At 69.3% G+C, this 25,496-nt stretch carries 23 protein-coding genes, 2 tRNA genes and 1 pseudogene; 11 read left to right on the plus strand and 15 right to left on the minus strand.

All coding sequences use genetic code 11. The features are described from left to right. Positions 1-27 precede the first annotated feature (27 nt). Both ACEQ2X_RS01855 and ACEQ2X_RS01860 read right to left on the minus strand, forming a co-directional pair. A pseudogene (locus tag ACEQ2X_RS01855) lies at positions 28-1,104 on the minus strand (ISL3 family transposase); the annotation flags it as partial. Positions 1,105-1,128: 24 nt separating this feature from the next. Further along, on the minus strand, positions 1,129-1,260 hold the full coding sequence (locus ACEQ2X_RS01860; protein ID WP_372530532.1) for a hypothetical protein: 132 nt from the start codon (positions 1,258-1,260) through the stop codon (positions 1,129-1,131). Positions 1,261-2,054: 794 nt separating this feature from the next. Here ACEQ2X_RS01860 and ltrA point away from each other — a divergent pair. After that, a complete protein-coding gene (gene ltrA / locus ACEQ2X_RS01865; protein WP_370324032.1) occupies positions 2,055-3,311 on the plus strand; it encodes a group II intron reverse transcriptase/maturase in 1,257 nt (418 codons plus the stop codon). 95 nt (positions 3,312-3,406) lie between these two features. Here the strand turns inward: ltrA and ACEQ2X_RS01870 are convergent, their stop codons facing one another. Next, positions 3,407-3,745, minus strand: a complete 339-nt coding sequence (locus tag ACEQ2X_RS01870) for a type II toxin-antitoxin system PemK/MazF family toxin (protein WP_370324033.1) — start codon at positions 3,743-3,745, stop codon at positions 3,407-3,409. Continuing rightward, positions 3,729-3,851, minus strand: coding sequence for a hypothetical protein (locus ACEQ2X_RS01875; RefSeq protein WP_370324034.1), 123 nt, complete (start codon positions 3,849-3,851; stop codon positions 3,729-3,731). The genes ACEQ2X_RS01870 and ACEQ2X_RS01875 overlap by 17 nt, the downstream gene beginning before the upstream one ends. Before the next feature lie 486 nt (positions 3,852-4,337). Here ACEQ2X_RS01875 and ACEQ2X_RS01880 point away from each other — a divergent pair, with 486 nt between their 5' ends. The 5 genes from ACEQ2X_RS01880 (at position 4,338) to ACEQ2X_RS01900 (ending at position 9,553) form a co-directional block, all read left to right on the plus strand. Further along, a complete protein-coding gene (locus ACEQ2X_RS01880) occupies positions 4,338-4,574 on the plus strand; it encodes a DUF433 domain-containing protein (RefSeq protein WP_370324035.1) in 237 nt (78 codons plus the stop codon). Continuing rightward, positions 4,571-4,924, plus strand: a complete 354-nt coding sequence (locus tag ACEQ2X_RS01885; RefSeq protein WP_370324036.1) for a DUF5615 family PIN-like protein — start codon at positions 4,571-4,573, stop codon at positions 4,922-4,924. Before ACEQ2X_RS01880 ends, ACEQ2X_RS01885 begins: the two co-directional genes overlap by 4 nt. Before the next feature lie 782 nt (positions 4,925-5,706). Next, positions 5,707-6,759 (plus strand): hypothetical protein, encoded by a 1,053-nt coding sequence (locus tag ACEQ2X_RS01890; protein WP_370324037.1) that lies wholly within the window; start codon positions 5,707-5,709, stop codon positions 6,757-6,759. An 850-nt stretch (positions 6,760-7,609) separates the two neighbouring features. Beyond that, the gene (locus ACEQ2X_RS01895) at positions 7,610-8,446 is read left to right on the plus strand and encodes an RNA polymerase sigma factor (RefSeq protein WP_370324038.1); all 837 of its coding nucleotides are present in this window, start codon (positions 7,610-7,612) and stop codon (positions 8,444-8,446) included. A gap of 588 nt (positions 8,447-9,034) precedes the next feature. After that, complete coding sequence (locus ACEQ2X_RS01900; RefSeq protein WP_370324039.1) at positions 9,035-9,553, plus strand: Gmad2 immunoglobulin-like domain-containing protein; 519 nt, start codon at positions 9,035-9,037, stop codon at positions 9,551-9,553. 140 nt (positions 9,554-9,693) lie between these two features. Here the strand turns inward: ACEQ2X_RS01900 and ACEQ2X_RS01905 are convergent, their stop codons facing one another. Both ACEQ2X_RS01905 and mobF read right to left on the minus strand, forming a co-directional pair. Next, positions 9,694-10,464, minus strand: coding sequence for a hypothetical protein (locus ACEQ2X_RS01905; protein ID WP_370324040.1), 771 nt, complete (start codon positions 10,462-10,464; stop codon positions 9,694-9,696). Positions 10,465-10,624: 160 nt separating this feature from the next. Then, a complete protein-coding gene (gene mobF / locus ACEQ2X_RS01910; protein WP_370324041.1) occupies positions 10,625-14,134 on the minus strand; it encodes a MobF family relaxase in 3,510 nt (1,169 codons plus the stop codon). A gap of 257 nt (positions 14,135-14,391) precedes the next feature. Between mobF and ACEQ2X_RS01915 the strand changes: the two genes are divergently transcribed. Next, positions 14,392-14,706 carry a helix-turn-helix domain-containing protein gene (locus ACEQ2X_RS01915; protein ID WP_370324042.1) on the plus strand — a complete coding sequence of 105 codons (315 nt, stop codon included), beginning with the start codon at positions 14,392-14,394 and terminating at the stop codon, positions 14,704-14,706. Positions 14,707-14,717: 11 nt separating this feature from the next. On the opposite strand, the gene ACEQ2X_RS01920 is transcribed toward ACEQ2X_RS01915, so the two are convergent. From ACEQ2X_RS01920 to ACEQ2X_RS01930, 3 genes are all read right to left on the minus strand, one after another. After that, entirely contained in the window at positions 14,718-15,950 is a 1,233-nt protein-coding gene (locus tag ACEQ2X_RS01920; protein WP_370324043.1) for a tyrosine-type recombinase/integrase, read from the minus strand. 102 nt (positions 15,951-16,052) lie between these two features. Then, a tRNA-Leu gene (locus ACEQ2X_RS01925) sits at positions 16,053-16,136 on the minus strand. Between the two features lie 35 nt (positions 16,137-16,171). Next, a complete protein-coding gene (locus ACEQ2X_RS01930) occupies positions 16,172-16,807 on the minus strand; it encodes a CoA pyrophosphatase (RefSeq protein ID WP_370324044.1) in 636 nt (211 codons plus the stop codon). Between the two features lie 88 nt (positions 16,808-16,895). Here ACEQ2X_RS01930 and ACEQ2X_RS01935 point away from each other — a divergent pair, with 88 nt between their 5' ends. Beyond that, entirely contained in the window at positions 16,896-19,373 is a 2,478-nt protein-coding gene (locus ACEQ2X_RS01935; RefSeq protein WP_370324045.1) for a cell wall-binding repeat-containing protein, read from the plus strand. Here the strand turns inward: ACEQ2X_RS01935 and ACEQ2X_RS01940 are convergent. Further along, positions 19,370-19,582, minus strand: a complete 213-nt coding sequence (locus tag ACEQ2X_RS01940) for a hypothetical protein (protein ID WP_370324046.1) — start codon at positions 19,580-19,582, stop codon at positions 19,370-19,372. The two genes, ACEQ2X_RS01935 and ACEQ2X_RS01940, sit on opposite strands and share 4 nt — an antisense overlap. Positions 19,583-19,737: 155 nt before the next feature. Between ACEQ2X_RS01940 and ACEQ2X_RS01945 the strand changes: the two genes are divergently transcribed. Next, the gene (locus tag ACEQ2X_RS01945; RefSeq protein ID WP_370324047.1) at positions 19,738-20,844 is read left to right on the plus strand and encodes a L,D-transpeptidase family protein; all 1,107 of its coding nucleotides are present in this window, start codon (positions 19,738-19,740) and stop codon (positions 20,842-20,844) included. A 15-nt stretch (positions 20,845-20,859) separates the two neighbouring features. On the opposite strand, the gene ACEQ2X_RS01950 is transcribed toward ACEQ2X_RS01945, so the two are convergent. After that, positions 20,860-21,630 (minus strand): SOS response-associated peptidase, encoded by a 771-nt coding sequence (locus ACEQ2X_RS01950; RefSeq protein WP_370324048.1) that lies wholly within the window; start codon positions 21,628-21,630, stop codon positions 20,860-20,862. Positions 21,631-21,788: 158 nt separating this feature from the next. Here ACEQ2X_RS01950 and ACEQ2X_RS01955 point away from each other — a divergent pair, with 158 nt between their 5' ends. Beyond that, entirely contained in the window at positions 21,789-22,121 is a 333-nt protein-coding gene (locus ACEQ2X_RS01955; RefSeq protein WP_372530533.1) for a hypothetical protein, read from the plus strand. Beyond that, positions 22,118-22,564, plus strand: a complete 447-nt coding sequence (locus ACEQ2X_RS01960) for a hypothetical protein (protein ID WP_370324050.1) — start codon at positions 22,118-22,120, stop codon at positions 22,562-22,564. The genes ACEQ2X_RS01955 and ACEQ2X_RS01960 overlap by 4 nt, the downstream gene beginning before the upstream one ends. Before the next feature lies 1 nt (position 22,565). On the opposite strand, the gene ACEQ2X_RS01965 is transcribed toward ACEQ2X_RS01960, so the two are convergent. From ACEQ2X_RS01965 to ACEQ2X_RS01980, 4 genes are all read right to left on the minus strand, one after another. Beyond that, positions 22,566-22,641 (minus strand) — tRNA-Lys (locus ACEQ2X_RS01965). A 407-nt stretch (positions 22,642-23,048) separates the two neighbouring features. Beyond that, complete coding sequence (locus ACEQ2X_RS01970; RefSeq protein WP_370324051.1) at positions 23,049-23,438, minus strand: hypothetical protein; 390 nt, start codon at positions 23,436-23,438, stop codon at positions 23,049-23,051. A gap of 793 nt (positions 23,439-24,231) precedes the next feature. After that, positions 24,232-24,612: a hypothetical protein gene (locus tag ACEQ2X_RS01975; protein WP_370324052.1), complete on the minus strand. Its 381-nt coding sequence runs from the start codon at positions 24,610-24,612 to the stop codon at positions 24,232-24,234. Positions 24,613-24,948: 336 nt separating this feature from the next. Further along, on the minus strand, positions 24,949-25,496 hold a 548-nt coding region (locus ACEQ2X_RS01980), incomplete at its 5' end, for a sensor histidine kinase (RefSeq protein WP_370324053.1).

The following is a 25,496-nucleotide window of genomic DNA, read 5'->3' on the forward strand; positions in this document are numbered from 1 at the left end:
TGCAGTAGTTGGAGGTAGCTGATCTGGTCACTTCGAGTGAGGCAGGTCGATGTGGATGGGGCCACAGCAGAGCATGACGAGGGCGGCGACGGCTGCGGCGGAGTGGAACCCGAAGGCGCGTCGGGTGATCAAGCGGACCCGGTTGTTCAGTCCCTCGACTCGGCCGTTGGTGATACCGAGGCGGACCGCGGCGAGGATGCCGTCGCGGTGGCCGCGGATGGTGCGGGCCAGCTTGACGAACGGCGCCAGCCGGCAGCGTTGCGCCCAGGCGCACCACCGGTCCAACAGCACGGTGACGTCGGTGTGACGGAGGTCGTCTGCGAAGATCGCCCGGAGGGCTTCCTTGAGCTGGTAGGCCCGCCACATCGCCCCGCCGGCCCGCTTGAACGCCGCGAGCTGCTCGGCCTGGGTGTCGGTGAGGTCCTCAGGCCGTTTCAGCAACGCCCAGCGGGCACCCTTGAACCGCTTGGCGTCGGCCGGGCCGGCCTGGGCGCGCAGCAGGTTCCAGTGCTCGCGGCGAACGACGTCCAGGGCCTTGGTGGCCAACATCACGACGTGGAAGGGGTCGTAGCAGACGACCGCGTCGGTGTGGCCGCGGATGGACTTGCCGAAGGCGGGTGACATGTCGACGGACACGGCGGTGAGCTGGTGGGCGCGGTCGGTGCCGAGGGCGTCGAAGAACGCATCGAGGGTGGCCGCCGAGCGGCCCTCGCCGGCCCACACGATCCGGCCGGTGCGGTGGTTGGCGACCACGGTCAGGTAGTGATGTTGCTTGCGGTAGCTGATCTCATCGACGCCGATCTCGAAGAGATCATCGAGGCGGGCGTCGTCGAGTTGGTCGGCCACGACCCGTTCGATGACCGCGCCGACGGTCCGCCAGTTGACGCGGCACAGTTGGGTGATCGCGGTCTTGTCGCACCGCTGGGCCAGCCAGGCGATGAGGTCGTCGAAGCCCCGGGTGAACCGGGCCCGATGGCGGGCGAAGGGGACCTCTTCGACGATCACCCGGTCACAGGGCCGGCAGTGCAACCGGCGCAGCGTCGCGCGGATGGTGACCTGCCAGACGCCCATGTCCAACGCCCGCCACGTCGAGGGCCGCTGCTGAGTGTTGTGCGTCGCCCGAGTCGACTAGCCACACTCCGGGCAGACCAGCTGTCGGCGCTTCAGCGTCACGTCGACGACGACGGTGTCGGCGGTGAAGTCCACCGCGGTGACCCACACGCCCGTGAGGCGAAGCAGTTTGTTGAATACCGTGGTCACGCGCACGACCTGATGACCTTTCGATCTCGGGAGCCTGGAAGCCCCGGAATCGTGTCTCAGGTCGTGCGCACCCCACCGCAGGCGCCACCAGGCCTCCCCGTCGCGCTGACCAGCACCTCCACCGCCCCTGCCCCCGTCAGCGACCGACTACTTCTACAGGACGCCCGGAAAGTGTGCCACGAGTGCATGAGGAGGTGTTGACGGTGTAGGAGATCGTCAATGCACTGAATGCTGAACTGTGCAAGACATGAAGGTATGGCCCTTCGGAACCGCCCTGCAGGGGGAGGTTCCAAACCACCGCAAGCTGCGTCGGTAAAGAGCCGGGGTGGTGAGCGTTGCGGAAAAGGCCCGCCGTTGAGTGGGTCAGGTGTGAGTCAAGAAGACGAGCACGAGCGAACCACTGCTGAGGTGTCGAAAGGAAATCGACGACATCAAAACCGAGATGGTTTCCGGATCTCGGGATGAGCCCATGGGGTGCCTGTCTATTGCGTGGGTGGTGTCCGGCATGGAGGTGGCGTGATCTTGACTTTGGGTCTTGCATGGAACGTGGGAACCTGTCGCCCGTAGAACCGACACTGGATGAACAATGCGAATCTGTCGCAGCGAACCCAGTCGTTGAGAGGGAGTGTCTCAAGCGGTGGAAGGCCGTGAGGGATTGAGTACCGGTAGTGGGGCACAGGGGCGGACCATCTCGTAGTAGCTGTGAAACCTGTGTAATGCGGGTGGAGCCAAGGGGATGGGTTACCTCGTCGAGTTGTTCAGGTCAACCATCCGGCAAGGATGGGAGGAACCCGTTGAATGAGACAACGCTGAAGCCGTTTGATGTTTCAAAGCATGCCGTTTGGCAGGCCTATCGAAAGGTTGAGAACAACAGGGGTGGGGCAGGCGTTGATGAGCAATCGCTACAGCAGTTTGGGCAAGACCTGAAAGGGAACTTGTACAAGTTGTGGAACCGGCTGTCGTCGGGGAGCTACTTTCCCCCGCCGGTCAAACTGGTGGAGATACCCAAACAGGGCGGAGGGATCCGTCCGTTAGGTGTGCCCACCGTGGCCGACCGGATCGCCCAGACGGTGGTCGCTGCGGAGTTGGAGAAGATCGTTGAACCGATCTTTGATGAGGACTCCTATGGCTACCGGCCGGGTCGGAGTGCACATGATGCACTCGACACATGTCGCCAGCGATGCTGGAAGTATGACTGGGCAATCGATCTGGACGTCAAATCGTTCTTCGATTCCGTCGACCACCAGCTGATGCTCAACGCGGTTGCCCACCACACCGACCAGCGCTGGATCTTGCTGTACGTGCAGCGGTGGCTAACCGCGCCGCTGCAACGGCCGGACGGCACGCTGGTCCAGAGGGATCGTGGTACTCCGCAAGGGTCAGCGATCTCACCCGTGTTGGCGAATCTGTTCCTTCACTACGCGTTTGACGTATGGCTGCGACGGGCCTTTCCTTCGGTGCCGTTTGAACGCTACGCCGACGACGCCATCGTCCACTGCACCAGCCTGGCACAAGCCGAGCAGGTGCTGGATGCCATCGGCAAGCGGTTGGTCGAGTGCGGGCTGCAACTGCACCCGGACAAGACCCGGATCGTGTACTGCAAGAGCAGCAACCGGCCGGGCTCTCACGAGCACGAGTCGTTTGACTTCCTCGGCTACACCTTTCGGCCGCGCAAGGCCATGAGCAAGACCGGCGAGTTCTTCGTCGGGTTCCTGCCGGCCATCAGCACCACCGCTGCCAAGGCGAAGCGGCAACAGGTCAGACGCTGGCGGCTGCACCTGCGGACCAGTCAAGGCCTGCAGGACATCGCCGCCTTCATCAACCCGATCGTGCGCGGCTGGATCAACTACTACGGACGCTTCTACCGCTCCCGGTTGATCCTCACCGTGCTCCAGCAGATCAACGAATACCTGATCCGCTGGGCGATGCAGAAATACAAGCGGATGCGCCTAAGCCCTCGTCGGGCCGTGCAGTTCCTGGCCCGGATCGCGCGATCCAACCAGTCGCTGTTCGCACACTGGCAGTTGGCGCCCCCGTACAGCGCCGGGTAATGGGAGCCGGATGAGTCGAGAGGTTCACGTCCGGTTCTGAGAGGGCCGGGGGGTGCGAATCCCCCCGGCTACTCACCCGCCCGAGAGCCGCCGTCTCAGAGGTCGAGGAGGACGGCCACGGTCTCCCTGATCTGGCGCAGCGACACCGGACCGACGTTGCCGACCGCATCGACGATCCGGTGCGTCGACACTGCACGGATGTGCTGGCACTGTGCCGCCGACACCTGATCGAGCCCAAGACCGGGGTCAGCCGAGATGGTGACCTCCGAGGTCCACCCGCGGATGGTCCTGGTCAAGGGCACCACCTGCACGACCGTCGGCGAGTGCTCGAGAACCCGTTGCGCGGTGACGACCACGGCGGGGCGGATCATCCCTGCCTCAGAGCCAACCGGCGTCCCCAGGTCGACGCGAACCACGTCACCGGAGGTCGGCATCGAGCCACTCCACCTCCCCGTCACCGAGCGGGCTCGCGAGCTCCGCACCCATCTGGTCCTGGCGGAGGAGGCGGACGGCGGCGGCAACGGTCTCAGTGACCGTCACGCCACGCTCCTGGGCCAGCCGCTTCAATGCGTCGTGCGTACGCCGGTCAACTCGGACGGTCGTGGTGTCACCCATCGCGCCATCCTACGCCCCTGTAGACGATTTCGTCTACACGTTCATCCCATGGGAGATCCCCCGCCCTCACGACGATCGTCCGAGCCCGGATGGGTCTCGCTGGTGCGGTGGACGGGCGCTGGCTGCTGGGTCGACGGCGCGGCTCGATCGGCGTCCTCGCTGCTCGTCTGACGCGCGGTGGAGGTGCTCGTCCAGGTCCAGTGGGAGAACGGCACGATGATCGAGGTCCCCCTCGCTGATCTCGACGTCACAGACTCCTAGCAGATCGGCCGATCTCCGAGGGGGAGGCGTGTTCGCGAGAACGCTCGATGCAGTCGGGTAGCCGACGGTCTAGACGAGCGACTTGGCGACAACCTGTGGCGGGGAGGCCGTGTGCGCACCGCTCGGTGGGACACGGTTACCCTTGCTGACATGACCACGGACCAGCGTGCGCTCATCGTGCGCGACCCAACGGTGTGCCACGGTCAAGCCACGGTGCGGGGCACGCGGATCATGGTCAGCGTCATCCTCGACGCGCTCGCACACGGGATGACCGAAGCGGAGATCGTGGCCGAGTACCCGACGTTGACCGCCGAGGGCATCAGGGCGGCGGCGGCGTACGGCGCAGAGCTTGCTCGCGACGAGTATCCGGCCGTCACGGCCTCGTGAAGATCAAGCTCGACGAGAACCTGCCCGGATCTGCCGCCCTTGCGTTGGAGCGTGCGGGTCACGTCGACACGGTGGTCGCCGAAGGTCTCGGCGGAGCCGACGACCCGAGCGTGCTCGCTGCTGCCACCGCGGACGGCAAGCTCCTGGTGACCCTCGACAGGGGGCTCGGCGACGTCCGCGCACATCCGCCGGGCACCCGTGGTGGCGTGCTGGTGATCAGGCTCGACCACCACTCCCCGCGAGCGATCCGCGACGTGATGGGACGTCTCAGCGAGTCGGTTGACCTCGACGACCTCGTCGGGTGCATCGCCGTCTGGAGGGACGGGGAGTTGCGCGTACGCCGAGCCTAGGAGATCCCCCGCTACTTGACCGCTGTCGCTGCGAGGTGCGACACGGGGCGATCCCCCGTCCTCACGACGATCGTCCGAGCCCCTATGGTCTCGCTGGTGCGGTGGACGGACGCTGGTTGCTGGGCCGACAACGCGGACGAGGCACATCGACTGCTGGCGTTCAAGCAGGGCTGCGGTTCAGCTCGGTCGGTGCGCGAGGGGGGATTTGAACCCCCACACCCTTGCGGGCACTGGGACCTAAATCTCGTCGAACCCGTTTCAACTCGTCCCGCCGAGTGCCACGAAATGCCGCTGAACTGCGGTTTTGTCTCGTCCCGTTTTCAGTCCGTCCCGTGTAGTTCCATGCTGGTTCAGACATTTCGTGACGGGTCTGTGACAGCGGGAGAGAGAACCTCGACGCTCAAGAACCGGGGACGTGCAGGTGTTGGAGCGCGTCGCCCGGGGACCAGATGGCAACCGGAGGATCGTCGAATTCGAGAAGGTCGCGGTCGCCTGAGACCACCGCATCAGCTCCGGCGTCCGCCCGCGCTCGTGCGCGACCCCGACGGACGACTACATCGTCGCCCTCGCCGTGGATGCATGAAGCCCGGGACGCTTCAGACCTCGGGCCTCTTCCGGTGGATTCGTACCTTCGTGTGCAGCACCACCCCACCGTTCGCGACTCCCTTCCAGGCGCAAGCGACTCGCCTCCGCAGAGCGCCCCAAGGCCCCCGCCCGCCCCGCGACCCAGCGAAGTCCTACATAGGTAGCGCCAGCCGCTCGAAATCGAGAAGATCTCCTCCATGCCCGAGGAGCCCTACTACAGCTACGGCCTGCAAGCCGTGCGGGACTTCCTCGACACCGCCTACGCAGGCCCTTGGCGCGAAGTTGAAGCCCGCATCGCCGACGTGGTCTGGCCAGGTGTCCCCCTCGCGGTGCAGCCCCACATCCTCTCAGAGGTCCGCCAGGCGCTGCGCGACGCCGGCGAGCTCGTCGACATCGAACACGCGACCTACGGAGGCCGCAGCGTCTCCCTGGTCGCCACCACCAACACCCACCGCCGCAAAGGCAAGGTGGACCAGGCCATCCGCACGAAAGCCATGCTGCATGGCCGCTACATGGGATGGGCCAGCGGACCCTTCTCCGAGGACTACCCCGACGGCATCATCGGCGTGGCCGGTGACCGCGTTCTGCACACCACCCTGCGCCACCGCAACTACATCGGTCTCTCCGTGACCGGACCACCAGGTGACGTCACCACCCTGCTCGGGGTCAACCTCGCCGGCGGCAGCTACGACGACGCCGCCTACCTGAACGTCCCCACCACCACCGGGATGGAGAGCATCGTCCTCGGGTTCGAGATGAAGAACATCCGCCGGTGGCTGTACCCCAGAGACTCTGACGTGCATGGCCTCCTGCACCGATCAGCACTCCTCCAACAAGAGCGCCCCGACACCCTCATCTGCCCCGTCCTGGTCACCCGCCGACGCCACCCCACGCTCCTGAACATGGCGAAAGACCTCGGTTTCTACGCCATCCAGACCCGCTTCCAGTTCATGCTCGACCACGCCAAGGTCCAAGACGACAAGTTCCAGGAGGTTTACGACGGCCTCGGCTACGTCGGCCTGGTCCGACAAGAGGGGCCATCTCCACGACTGGAGAAGGCCATCGATGTCAGCCTTCGGCGCGACGCACCGGCCCTCGCACAGCGCTGGCGCGACGTGGGCGCGAACTTCGTCGACCTGTACGCCGACCTCCGCAGATCGTCGCTGTCTCGAATGAACCGGGAACACACGATGAACGAGCTCCGCAACCGGACCGCCGCCATCGCCCAGCCACACCACGCCGGCTGGTAGCCAGCCTCCCGTGGAGCCGCCCCAGGCCGACGCCCCCGGCGAGATGAAAGGGCAAGCAGGACTGCGTCACACCCCGGCGTCCCGGCCGGTGGGGGAATGGTGGCGGCCCGCTTCGCCGCGAAGGTCTGTCGTGCCCCGAACAGCCGTCCTGAGGGCTGTTGGTACTGGACCGGAGGAATCGCGGACAACGGCTACGGCCAGTTCGCCATCGCCCATCACGACATCCACGCCGCTCACCGTCTTGCCCTGGCCGGACGTCTCGGCATCGACTTGCCAGGCGACGTGTGGGCGTTGCACTCCTGCGACGAGCCGTCCTGTTTCCGCCCCGACCACCGTCGACCTGGCACCGCGGAGGACAACCGGGCCGACACCATCCAGCGAGGCCCCGTGCCGACCGCATTCAAAGCTGACCGTCGCGGCGCTCGCGGCCGCGCAGTAGCCATCCGCACGGCCTGTCGCGGACACCGGACCTGGACCCCGGCCGTCATCGAACCGATCTTGGCTGAAGGGCTTCCCCTCCAGCTGTTCTGATCAGCCACCACCGGGGTCGGGCGGGTGTGTGCCGCACTGGCGCTTCCGCCTCGTCAAGACGGGGGGTCGCCAGTAGAGCGAACGTCCTGTCGTCCCCACACCCGACGTCCCCACCCGGATCCCCCGGCCCTGCGGAGGCGTTTCACGTTCCGACTCGTGGGGGTGGCAGCCCTCAAAGCGGACGTCGCAGGTGCGTGTCACCGTAGTTGCTATGGAGGCCAAAGATATTTCGCCAGCGATGCAAGGAATCGCTGAGTTGCATTCCTAAGAGGGACCGTCGGGAGTCCTCCCGACGGTGCCTGTCGAGGAACTTGGGAGCGTGACCTCCGCTGCTGGTGATACCGGGCCAGACACCTGGCTCCGCGGCAGCAACCACCTACAACCCGACAACGGTGCTGACAACGACGACTGGCTGCTGAGTGAGCTGGCGAAGGTTGAAGACCTCGAGACCTCCAGGGCCCTACAGCGGCAAGCGGAGGCGGAGATCCTCACCGTCCTGCAGATGCAGGGCTTCGACACCAGGACGCCCGAGTACAAGAGCTTCGCCAAGGCATTGATCGACTACGGCTACGGCGTGTTCATGGCCTGGATGATCACCGGGTCCGTGCGACGCATGATGGCGGCGCACGGCGGCGGCCGCGGCGTGTACGGGATGGGCAAGATCCCTGAAGGCTTGCAGCTGCAGGGAGATGACGCCTGTGAGGTCGTCGCCGAGTTGATGATCGCCGCCGTCACGGCGTTCAGGGACAAGACGCTGATGCATCCCAACCCAGCCAAGCGGTGGACGCCCGCTGGAGGCGCGTCGTTGAAGACCTTCTTCGTGGGCCGCTGCTTCATGGAGCTGCCCAACGTCTACATCCGATGGGAACGAGACCAGCGCCGCGCTAACGAGCAGATCCGCAACTACGCCAAGGTCGACGTCGACCACAACGACCTGGCCGTCGACCCCTCCCACTCGGTGGAGACCAAGGTGGACGTCGACGCGTCGCTTGCGGCCATGCCCCCCGACGTGCAGGCCATGTTCCGACTACGGGCACTCGGCTACAGCTACGAGGAGATCGCAGAGTTGATGACCACCAACGGACGACCAACCACCGTCTCCCAGGTCGGATCCCGACTGAACCGAGCTCGCAGCGCTGCACGGAAGGCGTCATGAGCTCGCAGCGGCGCATCGACATGGAGCGGCTCCTGGACCGCTCCTCGCTGGGCACGCCAGCAGCCAAGCAGATCCGGTCGCGAACGCCCGCCACGGTCAGCAAGGCCATCCTGCGAGAGTCGGCATCTCGCACCCATCGACGCGCCCCAACCGGTGTGCAAGGAATCGCCCCGCCGCGTTCCTAGTAGGTGATGAGGTCGTGCGTCCGGTACGGCCTTCACACCGAAAGGATCGTGAGGACATGGCCAGAGGAAGACGAACAGGACCGCGGGCTGCGAAGGCGGCGTCGAAGGTGCTCAGGGACGGACGAACCAGCAAGGCGTCCAAGACCGCGGCGGCATCGGCGCTCTCTCAACGAGCCCCCAAGGGGCGGAAGTGAGTACCCGGCGCACGTCCCGCACCGTCACACGTCGAGTCCGAGTGAAGCGCCCAGGCGGTGGTACCCGGACTGTCCCAGTCCGGATCACCCGGACTGTCACCATCACGACCCGGTGATCTCACCGGCGGTGCCCACGCCGGACGTGACACTGGCGTGGGCACGCACGCTAGAGTGGCCAGAGTAATCGAACATGAGTTCGGAGGTACAGCATGTTTACGGACACGCGCAGCGTCCAGGTCCGCCAGCCCGTCCCGCACGACCTCGTGGGGCGTCGCTTCACCATCGCCGGCGTCGGTCACGGCTTCGAAGGGACCGTCGGCTGGCACGTTCTCGATGAGGACAACAACATCGTGGTAGAGGGCGGAGTCCAGGGCGGTGGGATGGTCGTCATGGACAACTTCGGCATCGACGTTGACCTCGGGGACTACTCCGGCGGAAGCCAGCTGGTGGTCGAGGTCTTCGGGGACAACCCTGCCGACGACGAAGGGGAGAAGCCCGGGTTCGACACCAACCGGATCCCTGTTGTGTTCGGCCCGGCGATCCTGGATGACTACACCGGCTTTCGGCTGCAACAGGTCCAGCCGGGTGACACCCTCAGCGGCATCGCCGCAGGGCAGCAGTATGGGACGACCACGACGGACGCGGTCTTCGCGGCCAACAAGGACCAGCTGGACGACCCCGACAGGATTCAGCCTGGGCAGATTCTCCGCATCCCGCTGGTCGGGTAGCCCTTCAGGTCCCTCTCGAGTTGAAGGGTTGCTTCTGCGCCCCATTCGGGCACACTAGGATGTACCTGCCGCGGTGCGGTAGGGAGAAGGTCCGAGGTCCCCGCCGGAAGACGGGACTCGGGCCTTTCGTCATTCTGGGCCTAGGGCGGGTCCCCCAGAGGTACTTCGATGATGTCGAGTTCGGCAAGCGCCTCCGCGAACCAGTGCGCCTCCGTCGGCTGCGCCTTGGCTGACCCGACCATGCCCAGGACGATGTCGGGGATCCACAGCAGCGGCTCATCGAGAGGCCTGGCAAACCGGAACCCTGTCGTGGGCGGCACCACCTCCGCCTTGCGGATGGCCATGATGGTGCGTTGATCCTTCTCGTCCTGCTTGCGCTCACGGGCCTCATACACCAGCTCAGACACACCGCGGCTCACCAAGTCGATGGTGAGCTGCCACTGGGCGTGCTGACGCGCTCGCTCCTGACGTCGGCGGTCGATTTCGACCTGGAACACCACGATGTGGGGGACCCCGAGACCTAGCACCGTGGTGACCGCCTGCTGCCGCACCGTGCGGCGGTCATTGCGCCAGTGGAAGCGATGCATCCGGCCCGGCAGCGCCCGTCTTAGGGTCTCCCGTACGTCCTCCTCCGCGTCGGACCACAACAGCGTGGCGGCGAACAGGTAGACGCCGTGCCCGTCGCCCATGCCCCGGTAGGACTCATCGATGTAGGCACGCAGCACGCGAGGGCTCGGCTCCGCGCCAGCGGTGAAGTTGGATTCGGTCACAATCTCTACGGTGCCAACCCGCTGCGACCAGAACCGCCAAGGCTTCGCGAAGGCAGCCCAGGTCCACCTGTCGGCCATGTCGCACCCGGATCGCCACATACGGAGAATGACCAGCGGTACCGAGTCCAGCACCACAGCCACCGGTGAACCGTCAACCGAGACGGGGCTGGCCGCGAACCGTCAACCGCGGTCTCCCGAGATCCGACACGATCCGCTGTCCCACCAGCGACCCCACGCTGGCTCCCCCATGCGAGAGCAGAACTGCACGGCACAAGACACGACGCTGCGGTATCCCTTGCTCTCACAACGATCGACCTGGCGCTGGTCCGTCTCGCTGGACTGATCGACGGGACCCGGTGCCCGGGTCTAGAGCGCGGACCAGACGCAGGCGGTTCATGGCCTCGCGGGCTCGGGCGGCATCGGCCTGCCGAAGGTCGCTGACTGTATCGGGGCCGAGGGGGCTCGTGGTGGTGATGCCGTGGCGGTCGCGGTAGGCGGCGATGGTGACGGCGGTGCGCACCCACCGGTCACGGCCGTGCCAGTTCTGAGGTATGGGTCCGAGGTGGCGGAGCCACGGTTCGCGTTGGGCGATCGCGGCGCCGACGACGCTGCGGGCTCGCCGTTCGATGAGCTGGTGGCGTTCGTCGAGGACGGTTCGCATGTCGGGGGTCATGGGACCGGTGGCCCTCGGGATGAGCCCGGCGATCAGGTCTGGTGGCTGCTGTTGGGTCCTGGCGATGCGGGCGGTGACGGTGGTGACGCGGTGGTGGAGAACGGCGGCGATGCCTTTGGCGTCGTGGAGGTTGCGGGCGTCGACGAGCCCGGGAACGAACTCGTCCGCCGGCAGGTGGTGCGCCTCGGCGGTACGGAGGGCGGTTGCAAGGGCGCCGAATGCATCGGAGGCGAGGACTTGGTCGGCCTGGATGTTGGTGAGTCCGCACGCCCGGATCAGGCGGGTCCAGCGATCGCGTTGAGCTGCTGCGGCGATAGTGTCGTACTCCGCGGCGAGCTGGGCAATGCTGCCCCAGCGGTCCTGCTCGTCCCGCAGTGTCTCGTGGACGGAGGGCTCGGCACCGACCCGAGCGAGCACGCCGGCGAGCACGGTCCGGCCTGATGGGTCGCCGTCGTCCTGGTGGGGTTCGAGGTCAGCCTTGTCGGTGGTGGTGTAGGCGGTGTTTGAGTCCCGGCCGCGGGTCATGGCGACGTAGAGGGTCTCCCGGGTCATCGTCGGCGTGACGATGGCGTGGGCGGTATCGACGGTCGCGCCTTGAGCCCTGTGGGCGGTGACGGCGTAGCCCAGCTCGACGTGCTCGGCGACGTAGTCAGCCGGCAGGCGGACGGTGCCGCCGTTGCCGCGGGCGGTGAGGGTGCCGTCGGGCTGGATGGCGGTGACGGTCCAGCGGTCGCCGTTGCGCGGCCAGCGGCCGGAGGCGTCGGCGATCGCGCGGTGGTTGCGGCGGGTCACGATCACATCGCCAACCCCGGCGAGCGTGCGATCGCGGAGGCGCACGATCACGCGCGGGTCGACGTCGCCAACCTTGACCCGGTCATCGTGGGCGCGCTGGTTGAGCACGGTGACGTGATCGCGGGTCGGGGCGATGAGGAGGCTGGTCTTGCCGGCGACGAGGTCGGCCTGCCAGGCGTCGTAGGCAGCGTCAAGCATCGCCTCGGTGTCGCCGTCGTGGAGCCGGCCGTGCTGATCGTAGGTGTCGAGGACGGAGATGTTGCCGTTTCGCAGTTGCAGGCTCGCGTGCTTCTCCCAGTCGTGGTGGAACCGTCGGACGTCGGTGAGCTCGGCGACACCGTCGCGGTCGGTGGCGAGCAACCTGAACGCTCCGCTGGCGTCGACGGCGGCGAGTTGGGCGGGGTCGCCGACGAGGAGCAGCTTGGCGCCGGCGTCTGCTGTGGCGGTGGCGAGGTGGTGGAGGGTGTGGGTGCCGGCGAGGGAGGCTTCGTCGACGATCACCAGCTGGCCGGCACGGAGCGCGAGACGGCCAGCCGCGAACTCGTGGAGCCATTTCGCGGTGGTGTCGGTGTCCACCTCGAGGTCGGCGCCGAGCACTTCGGCAGCCGCGGCAGACGGCGCAAGGCCGACCACCGTGCCGGCGCCGTAGAGGTACTCCCACGCGGTCCGGAGGGCGCGCATGGTGGTGGTCTTGCCGGCCCCTGCTGGGCCGACGAGGACATCGACCACACGACCGGACGTGGCGACTTGTGTGATCGCGGCGACCTGGTCGTCGCCGAGCCCGTCGGCGTGGTGGGCCACGGTGGCTGCAGGGACCTGCGGTGCGTGCATTGCACGCGACAGCTGGAGCAGGCGGTCTTCGGCCGCGAGGAGTTCGGCTGAGGTGAACACCTCCGAGTGGCGCGGCCGGAGCATGCTCGTGCCGTCTTCGCGCCGGAGCTCGGTCGGGACTGTCGCGAGGTCGGGCGGGGCGAGTTGCACCGACGCACGCTCCGCTGCGTGCACGACGCTCGCGAGCACGGCCTCGCGGTCGCCGGTGCTGGCGAAGCGGACGCCCATGAGTTGGCGGGTGGCTTCGGCGTGCAGGTTCCACCTGCGCCATGTCGACCGACGCTCTCCGACCGCCTCGACGACCGTGGCGGCGATCCCTTCGACGGTCGTCGGCGACAGGTCCGACGCGCGCAACTGCTGCTGTGACCTGCCGCCCGGCACGTGCGTCAGCCAGTCGGCGGGGGAGTGGCCATGCGTCTCCGCTGTTGTCCGCCAGCGGTCGGTGAGGTCCGAGAGGGAGTGCAGCGCCTTCTCCGGCCGGGTCGCCAACGTGGCCTGCTGGCGCAGCTTCAGGATCGTCTTCGCCGAGGGCTGGTGGCCGTGGGTGGCGACGTAGTCGGCGATCAGCTGATCCTTCGCGACTTGGATGTCGGTGGTGCGGGACGAGAAGACGTCGAGGAGCTCGTCGGGGACGCCGGCGATCTCCCACGCCGGGTTGCGATCGGCGCCGCGGTCGCGTTGGGTCCAGACGACGCCGAGGGTGTCGGTGAGCCGGTCGGCGAGGACGGCGTTGTAGTGCTCGGACAGCGCCACCATCGCGGCATGCACCGGCCTGCCGTCCAGTGCACGCCACTTGCCGTCGAGGACCGTCTTGGCCTTGTTGGCGATCACGACGTGGGTGTGGAGCTGCGGGTCGCCGGCGCGGGAGTCGTAGTGGTCGAACGCCGCGGCGATCACTCCGGCCACAGGGACCTGGGCGACCGCACTCTCCGGGCCCCTCGCCCCCATCCGGGTCGCAGCGACCTCACGCTCGAGCAAGCCGATCACGTCGGCAATCGCGGCGTGGTGCGCGGCGACGATCTGAGCGCGGGTGCGCTCGTCGGCGAGCGCCCAGAGGACTGAGACCGACTTCGGCACGCTGAAGGTCAGGTCGAACCCGGCCACCGCACGCCGGGACCGCCGCGTGGCCTCCTCGGCCTCGATCTGCTCGACGGCGGCCGCGCGGGCGTCGTCGGCCAGGTTCGGGTTGAGCTCGGCGACGCGGTCGGCGATCCGCTCCGCGCGTGATCGGTACTGGGGGTAGGCGCGTCCCAACGGCTCACCTGTGAGCGGATCGCGGCCCTGGCCCAGCAGGCGTGCCACCTGCTCCTCGGTGACCACATCGCCCGTGCGCAGCTGCCCGCTGCCCAGGGTCGGCAGTCCTGATCCGAGCCAACGGCCCGGTGGACAGCCCTCGGCGGTGTAGTAGTCCGCCAGCCCACGTCCGGGCTCGCGGGCGGCGTCGCCGACGGCGACGGAGTCCAGCAGGTAGCGGTAGCCGGCGCCCGCGGACATCACCCGCATCGACACCGTCACCGGTCACACCTGGCGTTCTGAACCCCCGACATCCGACCTGCTGCCTCCCTGCCGTCCTCGTGTGCAAGACGTGTGTCTGGTTGGACGGGAGCAGGGGGTCGGTTGTGTCAGCGACTTCGAGGATCTTCGCGAGCGGCATCAGGACGGGAACGCGTCGGCGTACATGGAGGTCGATGACACAGACGGGCGACGTCATACGTCCGATCGGGTCCAAGTGCCTTCGTCCGGTGCGGAGGCAGCACGGCGAAGGAGAAGCCATGGCGATCCGAACCACCACCACGGGCACGGCCACGATCCCTCCCGACGGCGACGCCGACGCGGTGGCCGATGCCCTGCTCGAGCGCTACCGTGCCCTACCGGCTTTCATCACCGTCCAGCAGGCCGCCGACGTCATCGGGATCAGCCGCAGCAGCGCCTACCGCGCCGTCGACCGCGGCGACCTCCCCGTCGTCCGGTTCTCGGGCCGCCTGCACGTCCCGGTTGCGGTCCTCCTCGCCCTCATGGGCCTCACCGAGCCACCACCCACCGCGGCCATGCAGTGGCTCGACCAGCTGGCGCCCGACAAGAGCTGACCGGACGTGCGCTACTCGGGTCCGAGCAACACGCGTGCGAGCGTGTCGGCCTGGAGCCGGTCGTCCGCCGGAAGCGCATGGGCGTACGTGTCGAGCGTCATCCCGACGCTGGCATGCCCCAGCCGGCGTGACAGCGTCTTGACCTCGTGCCAGCCGGTGGCCTGTCGCAGTGCCGCCGTGGCGTAGGAGTGGCGGACGTCGTGCAGCCGCACCTTCGGCAGCCCGGCCGCACGGACGTGCCGCTCGAACCACTTCGAGACGCGCTCCGGGTTGATGAGCCCGCCGTCGGGCCAGGTGAAGACCGCCTCGGCGCGGGCGAAGCCACGGACGTCCTCCGGTTCGGCCTGCCAGCCTGGACCGGCGAGCAGCTGCCACTCGAGCTGCCGCTTGCGGTGCTCCTTCAGCGCCCGGACGGTCGATGGGTCCAGCGCGAGCGTCCTGGCCGATGCCTCCGACTTCGGCCGCGGCTTCCAGACCGCCTTGCCGTGCAGGCTGCCGAGGGTCTGGTTCACGGTCGCCAACCCGTTCACCAGGTCCAGGTCCGGCCAGCACAGCCCGAGGGCCTCGCCGCGCCGCAGCCCCGTCGTCGCGTACAGCAACCACAGCGCGTAGTACTCGTCGTCCTCGACGTGGCGGATGAACGCGCGCAGCTCCTCGACCGTCCACACCTCGGTGCGCGGACGATCAGCCCGGGGCCCGTCCACCACGTCGGCGACGTTGCGGACGACACGGTCCCACCGCACCGCGTCCGCGAGGGCTTTGTGGAGGATCCCGTGCAGGTTGGCCAGCGTCTTCGCCGACAGGCCGCGCCCGGCACGGCCGCCGGAGCGCTCCAGCTCGCTGTAGGCCCGCTCGAGGTGGGCTGGTGTCAGGTCCTGCAGCTTCACCGCGCCGATGGTCGGGACGAGGTAGGCGCGGATGTAGTCGGTGTAGCTCTGCCAGCTCGACACGCCGAGCCGGCCCCGCGATCGGCGTCCGCTGCCTGGCTGGCCGGGGGCCTTGGACGGCAGCCACTCGTCGAGGAGGAACTGCGCCACGGTCACCGAGTCCCGCGGGATCACGACGCCGCCGTCGGCCTGGACCATCAGGTCCCGGAGGGCCTTGGACGCGTCGCGTTGGGACTCGAAGCCCTGCTTGCGCTGCTGGCGGCGCTTGCCGGTCATCGGGTCGGCCGGCAGGTCGTAGACGTACCCCCACCGGCGCGCGCCGCGCGCCGTTCGGTAGGAGTACACCGAGCCCTGCATGTCCGAACTGTACGACGATTCTCGTGACAGATCTGTGACAGCAAACTCATAACTAGAGGTGTTGTCTATATCGGCCAACCGCAAAACCCCTGGTCAGCGCGGTGCGCGAGGGGGGATTTGAACCCCCACACCCTTGCGGGCACTGGGACCTAAACCCAGCGTGTCTGCCGATTCCACCACTCGCGCGCGGGTCCGAAGGGTACGTCCGGGGGACCGGCGCCTCACCGCCAGGCGAAGACCGGCTCCTCGACGTCCGCCACCGAGGTGCGGCGGTCCCGCAGGACCCACTCGGCGAACTGGTGGATCACCGCCGCGGTCGGGGCGTACACGTGGTGGCGGCCGAGGTGCACCGACAGGACCGGGCGGTCGCTCTGGGGGATCCGCTCCCACATCGCCGACCCCTCCCGACCGACGTGGGCGAGGGGGACCCGGTGCACCGAGGCGATCTCCCGCGGACTCGCGACCACCGGCCGCTGGGCCGGGCACCACACCACGAAGGGGGAGAGGTGGAAGCCCGACCGGGTGACGTAGTCGTCCATCCGGCCCAGCACCTCGACGGCCTCGAGCCCGACCTCCTCCGCCAGCTCGCGCACGGCCGCCTGCTCCGCGGTCTCCCCGACGTCGACCGACCCGCCGGGCAGCCCCCACTGGTGGCGGTGGCTCCCCACCCCTCCCCGGCGGCACAGGACCATCGCGGCGTCGCCACCCTCCCCCTCCACCAGCGCGACGCAGACCGCCGCCGCCCGCAGCCCGTCCCCGTCGACCGCCACCGGCGCGGCTGCGGCCAACCGGGCCCGGGCCGCTGCTCGCAACCGGTCGTCGAAGGGGACCGGACCGGGGGAGGGGTGCGGTGCCACCCGGACGAGCCTAGCCACCACGCCCGGCGTGGCGGTCGGTACGCTCCTGCGGCCCTGCAGCACGACCGGCGGAACCGGAGCAGTCCCGATGCCACAGCTGACACGTCGCGCGTTGCTCCGGACGTCTGCCGTCGCCGCCGTCGCGGGTGGGCTGACCGCCACCGCTGGCCCCGCACCCGCGAGCGCCCAGACCCCGAGCGCCGGTGAGGACTGGGTCCGCGTCGTCCTCATCACCATCGACGGCCTGCGACCCGACGAGGTGTGGCAGATGCCGACCCTCGCCCAGCTGGCGACGGACGGGTGGTACTTCCCGCACTCCCGCGCCCAGATGATCGCCGAGACGACGCCCAACCACGTCTCGATGATCACCGGCATGCGTGCCGACCGGCACGGGATGCCCGGCAACGCCGTGGCGTACCTGCCCGACGACGTCGGGCTCGAGCCGCGGTACCTGCAGTGCGACTCGATCTACTCCCTGATCGCCCGGCAGGCACCGGACCTGGTGGCCGCCGCCGCCACGTCGAAGGAGTACGTGGTCGCGATGACCCGCCACCGCCGGGTGGACCCGCAGACGACCGACGCCGATGCGGTCAACGACCCGTTCATCGTCCCGGTCTCGGGCGCGGCGGTGGACGCCGAGGTCGGGGCCGATGCCGTCGCGTTCCTGGCCGAGCTCGGGCCGGACCTGCTGTGGATGTCCCTCGGCGACGTCGACCGGGTCGGCCACGTCGACCCGACCGGCTCCCTCGGGGACCCGACCGGCCTGCCCCCGGCCCTGCGGACCGTGACCTTGCAGACCGCCGACGCCCAGGTCCGCCAGCTCGTCGACGCCCTGCAGGCCGACGGCGGCTGGGACCGGACGGTCCTCCTCGTAACCGCCGACCACTCGATGGACTGGTCCCTCCCCGACGCGATCGTCACCCTTTCGCCGGCGTTCGACGAGATCCCCGGCCTGGCCGGGCAGTACGGGGCCGCGCAGAACGGCGGGGCGTGCACCTACTGGCTGCTCGCTCCCGAGGCCGCCGGCGCCGCGGACCTGCTGGCGGCCATGCGCGAGGTCGCCCTGGCCACCGAGGGGGTCGTCGAGGGCTGGTACACCCACCCCAACCCTGCCGACGGCGGGGAGCAGCACTGGGTGGGCGCGACCCGGCCGGACTGGGGGCTGACGGGCGACCGGGTCGGGGACCTGGTCGTCGTGGTCGCCGACGGCTACCGCATCACCGAGCCCACACCCCTGTCCAACCCGATCCCCGGCAACCACGGGCACGTCGTCACGTTGCCGATCCCCCAGATCGTCGCCGGCGGCTGGGACGGCCTGCGGGCAAACGACGCCGCACCGGCCACCCCCCTGGACCCCGTCGAGGACGGCCCCGCCGATGACGTCCGCGACCCCTCCCAGGGCGAGAACATCGACATCGCGCCGACGATCGCCTGGCTGCTCGGCCTGCACCCCCCGCCTGGCGGGTTCGACGGTCGGGTCTGGACCGAGGCCTTCGACCGCCGACCGGCCACCCGGCTGCCGGTGGCCGACGTGCCCAACGTCCCCCACCTCGATCGCGTCGGCGGCGAGGACCGGATCGCCACCGCCGTCGCGTTGAGCGTCGGCACCTTCCCCGACCCGGTCACGGTCGACGGCCTGGTGGTCGCCGCCGCGGGGGACTTCCCCGACGCGCTCGCCGCGACCCCCCTCGCCGCCGCCCTCGGCGGCCCGCTGCTGCTGACCGGCACCGATGCTCTCGACGACCGCACGGCCGCGGAGATCGCGCGGCTGGCCCCCTCCACGGTGGCGGTCGTCGGCGGCCCCGCGGCCGTCGCCGAGGCGGTCCTCGCCGCCATCGCCGACGTCGGCGTCGAGGACGTGGTCAGGGTCGCCGGTGCCTCTCGCTACGCGACGGCCGCGGCCATCGCCACCGCGGTGGGGCAGGTGACCACCGGGCAGGGTCTGGACGCGGGCGCGCCACCGCAGCCGGCGGGGGAGGAGGGGGCGGGCCTGCCGGAGGGGTTCACGCCTGACGTGGTGCTCGCGAGCGGGACCGCGTTCCCCGATGCCCTCGTCGCCGGGCCCCTGGCGGCGGGGTCGGGTCGGGTGATCCTGCTGACCGGGGCCGACGAGGTGCCCCCCGCCACCCGGGCCGCCGTGGAGGCCCTGGCGCCCGCGCGGGTCCTCATCGCCGGTGGGGTCGCTGCCGTCAGCGAGGCTGTCGAGGCAGAGGTGGGGGAGGGGCGGGTCACCGAGCGGCTCGGTGGTGCGGACCGCTTCGCCACCGCGGCTGCGCTGGTGGAGCGGACGGTCCGAGAGGGGGGCCACACCGACCGGGCGTTCCTGGTGTCGGGGGACGACTTCCCCGACGCGCTCGCCGCCGGGGCGTCCGTCGCTGCGCTCGGCGGGATGCTGCTCCCGCTCGCCGCCGGCAGGGACCTGTCCGCGTCGGGTGCCGTCGCCGACCTGCTCGAGCGTCGGGCCGACGGGCTGGTCGCGGTGACGGTCGTGGGCGGCGAGGCGGCGGTCAGCGCCGCGCTGGCCGATGCGGTGGCTGAACGGCTGCTCGCGGTCCGGGCGCGTTAGCCGGTCGGCGCGTCGGACTGCGCCGCGAGCGCGATCCACATGGCCTGGTGCGCCCGGATCTCGTCGGTGATCCCGGCGAGCGCCTGGAACGTCGCGTCGAACCCGAACTCCGCCAGCAGCACGTCGACGGCGTGGTCGAGGTCGGTGGCGTAGCGGATCACCACCGCGACGGTGCGGGTGGTGCTGTCGGTGCGGAGCTCGTGGTCCATCGGCAGGTCCAACGACGGGGGGAGCCGGCCATCACGGTCGGGGGAGCAATTTTCGTGCGGACGTGTGAACCTTGTGGTTCGCTCATGCGTCATAACGGGCGTGACGGGGGTCAGGGCTGCTGACCTCGCAACTCGACCGGATTGCTTCCCCACACATGAAGAGAACACTCCTCATCGCCCTCGCGACGGTTGCCGCGGTGGCCGGAGTCGCCTCGGCCGCGGTGCTGAGCGGCGGGCTCCCCACCGGCCGCGGCCCGACCGAGGAGCCGACCGTCGTCGCGGTGCCCGAGCCCACGACCGAGGCGCCCGCGACACCGACGGCCACGCCGACGCCGGTGGCGACCACGCCGCCGGCGCCGGTGCCGACGACCGAGCCGCCGTCCGGCGAGACGCCCGACGACCAGGTCGCCCACGTCCAGCAGCGCCTCACCGACCTCGGCTACTACGTCGGGGCGATCGACGGTGCGGCCGGACCCGCCACCGCGAGCGCGGTGCAGGCCTTCCAGAAGGTGCAGGGGCTCGTCGCCGACGGCGTGATCGGGCCGAACACCGTCGCGGCGCTCGAGTCGCCCGTCATCCCGGAGCTGCGGGGCGGCCCGGCGAACCGCATCGAGGTCGACCTCGACGATCAGGTGCTCTACCTCGTCCAGGGCGGGGAGCTGGCGCGGATCCTCCCGATCTCATCTGGTTCGGGGGAGACGTACTCGACCGCCGGCGGCGGGTCCGCGGTGTCGTTGACGCCGGTCGGGTCCTTCACCGTCGAGCGCCACATCCGAGGGGTCCGCAACGCGCCGCTCGGCACGCTGTACGACCCGATGTACTTCCACCGGGGCTGGGCGATCCACGGGTCGAACTCCGTGCCCGCCTACCCGGCATCCCACGGGTGCGTCCGGGTCACCCGTGCCGACGCCCAGTGGCTCTTCGACCGCGTGCCGATCGGCATGTCGGTGGAGGTCTACGGCAACACGAACGCGTTCAGCCCCGCCCTCGGCGAGTCCGCCGGCACCGCGACGCCCGCAGGGGACACCGCGGACACGACCCCGGACGACGGCATCCAGACCGAGGAGCCGACCGCGCCGGCGCCCTCGCCGACCGCGCAGCCGACCACCCCGGCGCCGGCCCCGACGACCCCTCCGCCCCCTCCGGAGCCGGAGCCCACCACGCCCGCGCCCAGCACCGAGCCGACACCGGCACCGACGCCCACCCCGCCGCCGGCGCCCGCGATCTCCCGGCCGCCGACGGTGCCGGACAGCTCGGGCTGAGCCTCGGGCGTGCGGTCAGCCGAAGAGGGACTGCTGGCCGTCGAGCGACGCGTGGCCGAGCCCCACGACGGCGGCGTCCGACTCGTCGTCGACCGGTTCGAGAAGGGACGGCTCGTTGGTGCGGACCGAGTTGACGCGCGTCGAGACCCGGTAGCGCTCGACGGCGTCGTCCGGGGCGGGGTCGAGCAGCGCCTTCAGGTTCCCGGGGTCGGCCTGGGGGTCGAGCCACGCGTCCCACTCCTCGCGCTCGAGGACGACCGGCATGCGGTCGTGGACGTCCTCGAGGGTGTGGTTGGCGTCGGTGGTCAGGATCGAGCAGGTCAGCAGGCGGTGGCCGTCGGACGTCGAGCGGTCCCGCCAGGTCGACCAGATGCCGGCGAAGACCATCGGCTCGCCGTCGGTGCGGTGGACGAACCAGGGGAGGCGCTGGCCGTCGAGCTTCTGCCACTCGAAGAAGCCGTCGGCGGGCAGCAGGCAGCGGCGCTGCTCGAAGGACTCCGCGAACGCGGACTTCGTGGCGACGGTCTCGGCGCGGGCGTTGATCATCCGCGCGCCGATCTTCGGGTCCTCGGCCCAGAAGGGGACCAGGCCCCAGCGGAACCCCGTCAGCACGAGCTGTCCGTCGTGGCGCACCAGGGCGGGGACCTGGTCGGTCGGGGCGACGTTGTAGCTCGCCGGGCCGTCCCAGCGGACCCGCTCGTCCCGGCTCCGGGGGTCGCGCTCGTCGAGCATGAAGAAGGCGACCAGGCCGTCGGCGTCCTTCGTCGCCACGTAGCGTCCGCACATGCCCACAGGGTAGGCGGGGGAGTGTCACAGGCGGGTGCTTCGATGGGTGCGTGGATGAGACCAGGACGTGCACCGGATGCGGGCAGGCGAAGCCGCCCGCGGACTTCGCGTGGAAGGACCGGGCGAGGGGGACGCGTCGCTCGAGGTGTCGGGGGTGCATGCGGGCGTATCAGCACGAGTGGTACCAGCGGAGCGGCGCGGTCCACAGGAGCCGCTCTGCGGCGCGCCGGCGTGTCCTGAAGGCGGTGAACGCCCAGGTGATCGCCGAGGCGAAGGCGGTGCCGTGCACCGACTGCGGTCGGTGGTGGCACCCCTACCAACTCGACTTCGACCACGTGCGGGACACCAAGGACTTCGACATCGGTTCCGCCCGCAACCACGTGCCGACCGAACGGCTGGTGCAGGAGATCGCCAAGTGCGAGGTCGTCTGCGCGGTGTGCCACCGGGTGCGCACGGCTGCCAGGGCGGCCGAGAGGAGGTCACCGGCATGAAGGTGTGCTCGACCTGCGGTGCGGCCAAGCCCCTCGAGGCGTTCCACCGCCACCGTGGCCGTGCGGACGGGCGGCAGACGACCTGCAAGGAGTGCAAGGCGACCTACAACCGGCGGTACTACCGCACGGAGGGGCATCGCCACGTCGAGGTCCGCAGTCGCCACCGCGCGGCCCTCCGGGAAGCGGTGGCGGAGCTCATCCGGCGCGCGAAGGCGGTGCCCTGCGCGGACTGCCACCGCGTCCTCCCCGTCGAGGCGATGGACCTCGACCACGTGCGGGGTGCGAAGCGGGGCGACGCCCAGGCGATGCGCAGCCGCATGGGCCGGAGCTCGGTGCACGCTGAGCTCGCCAAGTGCGACGTCGTCTGCGCGAACTGCCACCGCGCCCGCACGTACGAACGGCGGGTGCGCGATCCGATCCTGCGCGCCTACGGCTGGCTCTGACTGGTGGGTCCCCGGGGGATCGAACCCCGAACCGACGATTTAAGAGACCGTTGCTCTGCCAATTGAGCTAGAGACCCGAACGGCGGAGGAGTGTAGCGGCCCGCCCCTGGCAGGACCACGGTGGCGTTCCTCCGGAGGGTGACCGACGGGAATCGAACCCGCGACCTTCGCGACCACAACGCCGGATCTCGGCGCCGCCGGCTGATCGAGACGCGGTGGCTAAAATCGTCCTGACCTGGGGTTTTACGATCACACTGGCCGCGCGCGTGTCGGCGCACAGACCTCATCCACCCCGCCAGATTCAGCGGCGTACTGTCGCTCGTACTGTCGCCGGTCGACTGAACAGCATCCTTTATTGCAAAGCGGGGTTGACAACCGGGTGACGATGTGCCATCCGGTCGCGACCTGTCGAGCATCTCGTTGACGGCGCGACAGGCCCGAGTCCGACGCCAAGCGAACGGGCGATCTCCTGGCCGGCCCCCGTTCACGATGTCCGCCACCTTGGAGCGGGTTCACCGCGGCGTGTCGCCGCGTGACATGGCGCCGCACACCCGCTGCCGTTCACACGCCGAATACAAATCTGCACATGGCCGCTGCTCATCAATGCCTGGCAGCGTCGGAGCTCGGACCGTTCATCGCCCGTCAACTGCTCCAGGGCCTCCAGGACCTGCATCGAGATCAGCGTGGTGCCGAGGTCGCGGAGGTTGTTGAGGACGCCGTGCAGCGCGGCCTGGTCGGCCACCGCGCCGCGCAACGTCGTGGTTCCGTCCGGCTCGCGGGTGAGGGTGAGACCGTCGAACCAGCGGGCCCAGCGGTCGTCGAGGTGGTCTTGGATGCGGAACTCGTAGGTGACCGGGATGCCGGATCCGGGCACAGCGGGGGTCATGGCAGCTCTGCTGCCTGCACGGCTGGAGCCCGTGGCCGACGGATGCGCCAGGTGCCGAGGACCCATTCCGCGATCGCGAGGTTGATGATCCACGCGGCGCCCATCAGGAGGTCATGGGGGACCTCGGCGTCACCGAAGATGGCCCACGGCGACGCGCTCGCCGCCCTGCGCTCGTTGACCCACCTGTCGGAGTTCGCGCCCCATCACGTTGGCCAGGTGCGGCTGGCCTACTTGGATCCGCCGTTCAACACCGGGCAGGCGTTCGCGCAGTACGACGACGCGCTGGAGTCGTCTGAAACAGCTCGGCATCAGGTAGGCGCTATGGTCCAGACTGGTGGATGGGCCGGGGCGGCGCACCCGGTCATGAGGTGTGAGCGACCTCCTTCCACGCGTCGGGTGCGTCTTGTAGTTCGCCGTTGAGAAGGTGGCGCCGGCTCGAACGAGTGGAACGAGTTCGCGTCCGCTAATGCGCCGCCACCGCGCCTGCCGGCTTGCATGAGCTTGAACGCCATCGCCCTTGGTGCACGGACCAGAAGGTGATCCAGGGAACGCGGGTCCTGGTGCAGGAGCTCGCCCTCCCCAACATCGACTGATCCAATTCGCGCCCAGTCGGGTCCGCCGCCATCTACCCGTCACAGACCTGACGGTTCGCGACGTGATTGACACCGTTTGTGGGCACCACGGTGACCTGTGTAGACGGCGTGTACAGCGACGTAACCGAGCTCACTGTCACGGGACCAGATGACGGGATGGGGTGAGAGGGGGACAGGTCCAAGGCGGGTCAAGGCCGCGCGTTGATGAGGCTCAGAAGCCGCTCTCGTACCACCTCGTCGTCGCCGGGTTGCAGCATGTCCGGGCTGATGTACAGCCCGTCCCGTCCGTCGGCAAGGACGGCGATCGAGGGTTCGCCCTGCATCAAGGCGAAGACGACGTCCTCGGCGGTGCGACCCACGACCGCCGGGTCGATGACCACGCTGAGGCGCGGAACCGGTTGGCCGGCCTCGTTGCGTTGATCGACTGAGACCGCAACACCGGGCAAGCCCTGGAGATGTGTCCGCCACTGCTCGACAACTTCGTACCAGCCGCGTCGCTCCGCTTCGTGGTCCAGCGTGACGTATCTGCGAACAGCAGCGACCAGACCCGCGATCTCCTCCTTGCCCACCTTGAGGGCACGGGCGAACCGCTGGTGAGGTGCGGCGTTGGCTCACGACTTCACTCTGGGGGAGGCGGAGACGCAGCAGGCCCACGACGAGGAGATGGCGGGAGATGGATCACGGGGCTGGCGAACCCCCTACACCCTCACCCTCCCGCCGGGCGAGACCGTAGACGACCTGGACGTTCACAGAGCCCGACGAGATCCTCATTGGCTGCCACGTGCCAGGCCACTACCACTCAGGGATGCGCGGCACGGTCACCATCGCCGGAGGGACTTGACGTTCGCCGCGATCGGCGATCGATCTGGCCGCCGGCATCGTCCCCGACCGTTCCCTGGTGTCGGTCATCCGGCGGGAGTGGATCGTGGTAGACGAAGGGTGAAGCGGGCGCCGCCTGCGGCGTTGGAATCGACGGTGAGCATGCCGCCGTGGGCGGTGGTGAGCTCCGTCGCGACGGCCAGCCCGATGCCCGACCCTCCGGCTGCCTTGCCGAGTTCGCCCTGGGAGAACCGCTCGAACAGGTGCGCGGTCTCGTCCGGTGGCACGCCCGGACCGGTGTCGTCGACCAGGAGCTCCGCGACCCCGTCGCGGCCCCGGGTGGTGACGGTCACCCGACCCCCCGGCGGGGTGAACTTGATCGCATTGCTCAGGAGGTTCAGCACCACCTGGTGGAGCCGGTCGGGGTCGCCCTGGACCGGCGCGGTGGTGAACTCGGTGTGGACGTCGAGGTCAGCGTCCACAGCCGGGGTCTGCACCGAGGCAGCCGCCCGGGCGGCGACGTCGGCGAGGTCGACGGGCTCGTGGCGCATGGTCAGCCGCGCGGCGTCGGCTGCGGCGAGGGTCTCCAGATCGCCGACAAGGCGGGTGAGCCGGACGATCTCGTCGTGGAGGG

The sequence above is a fragment of the Euzebya sp. genome (assembly GCF_964222135.1).
In the GTDB taxonomy this organism is placed as follows: Bacteria; Actinomycetota; Nitriliruptoria; order Euzebyales; family Euzebyaceae; genus Euzebya.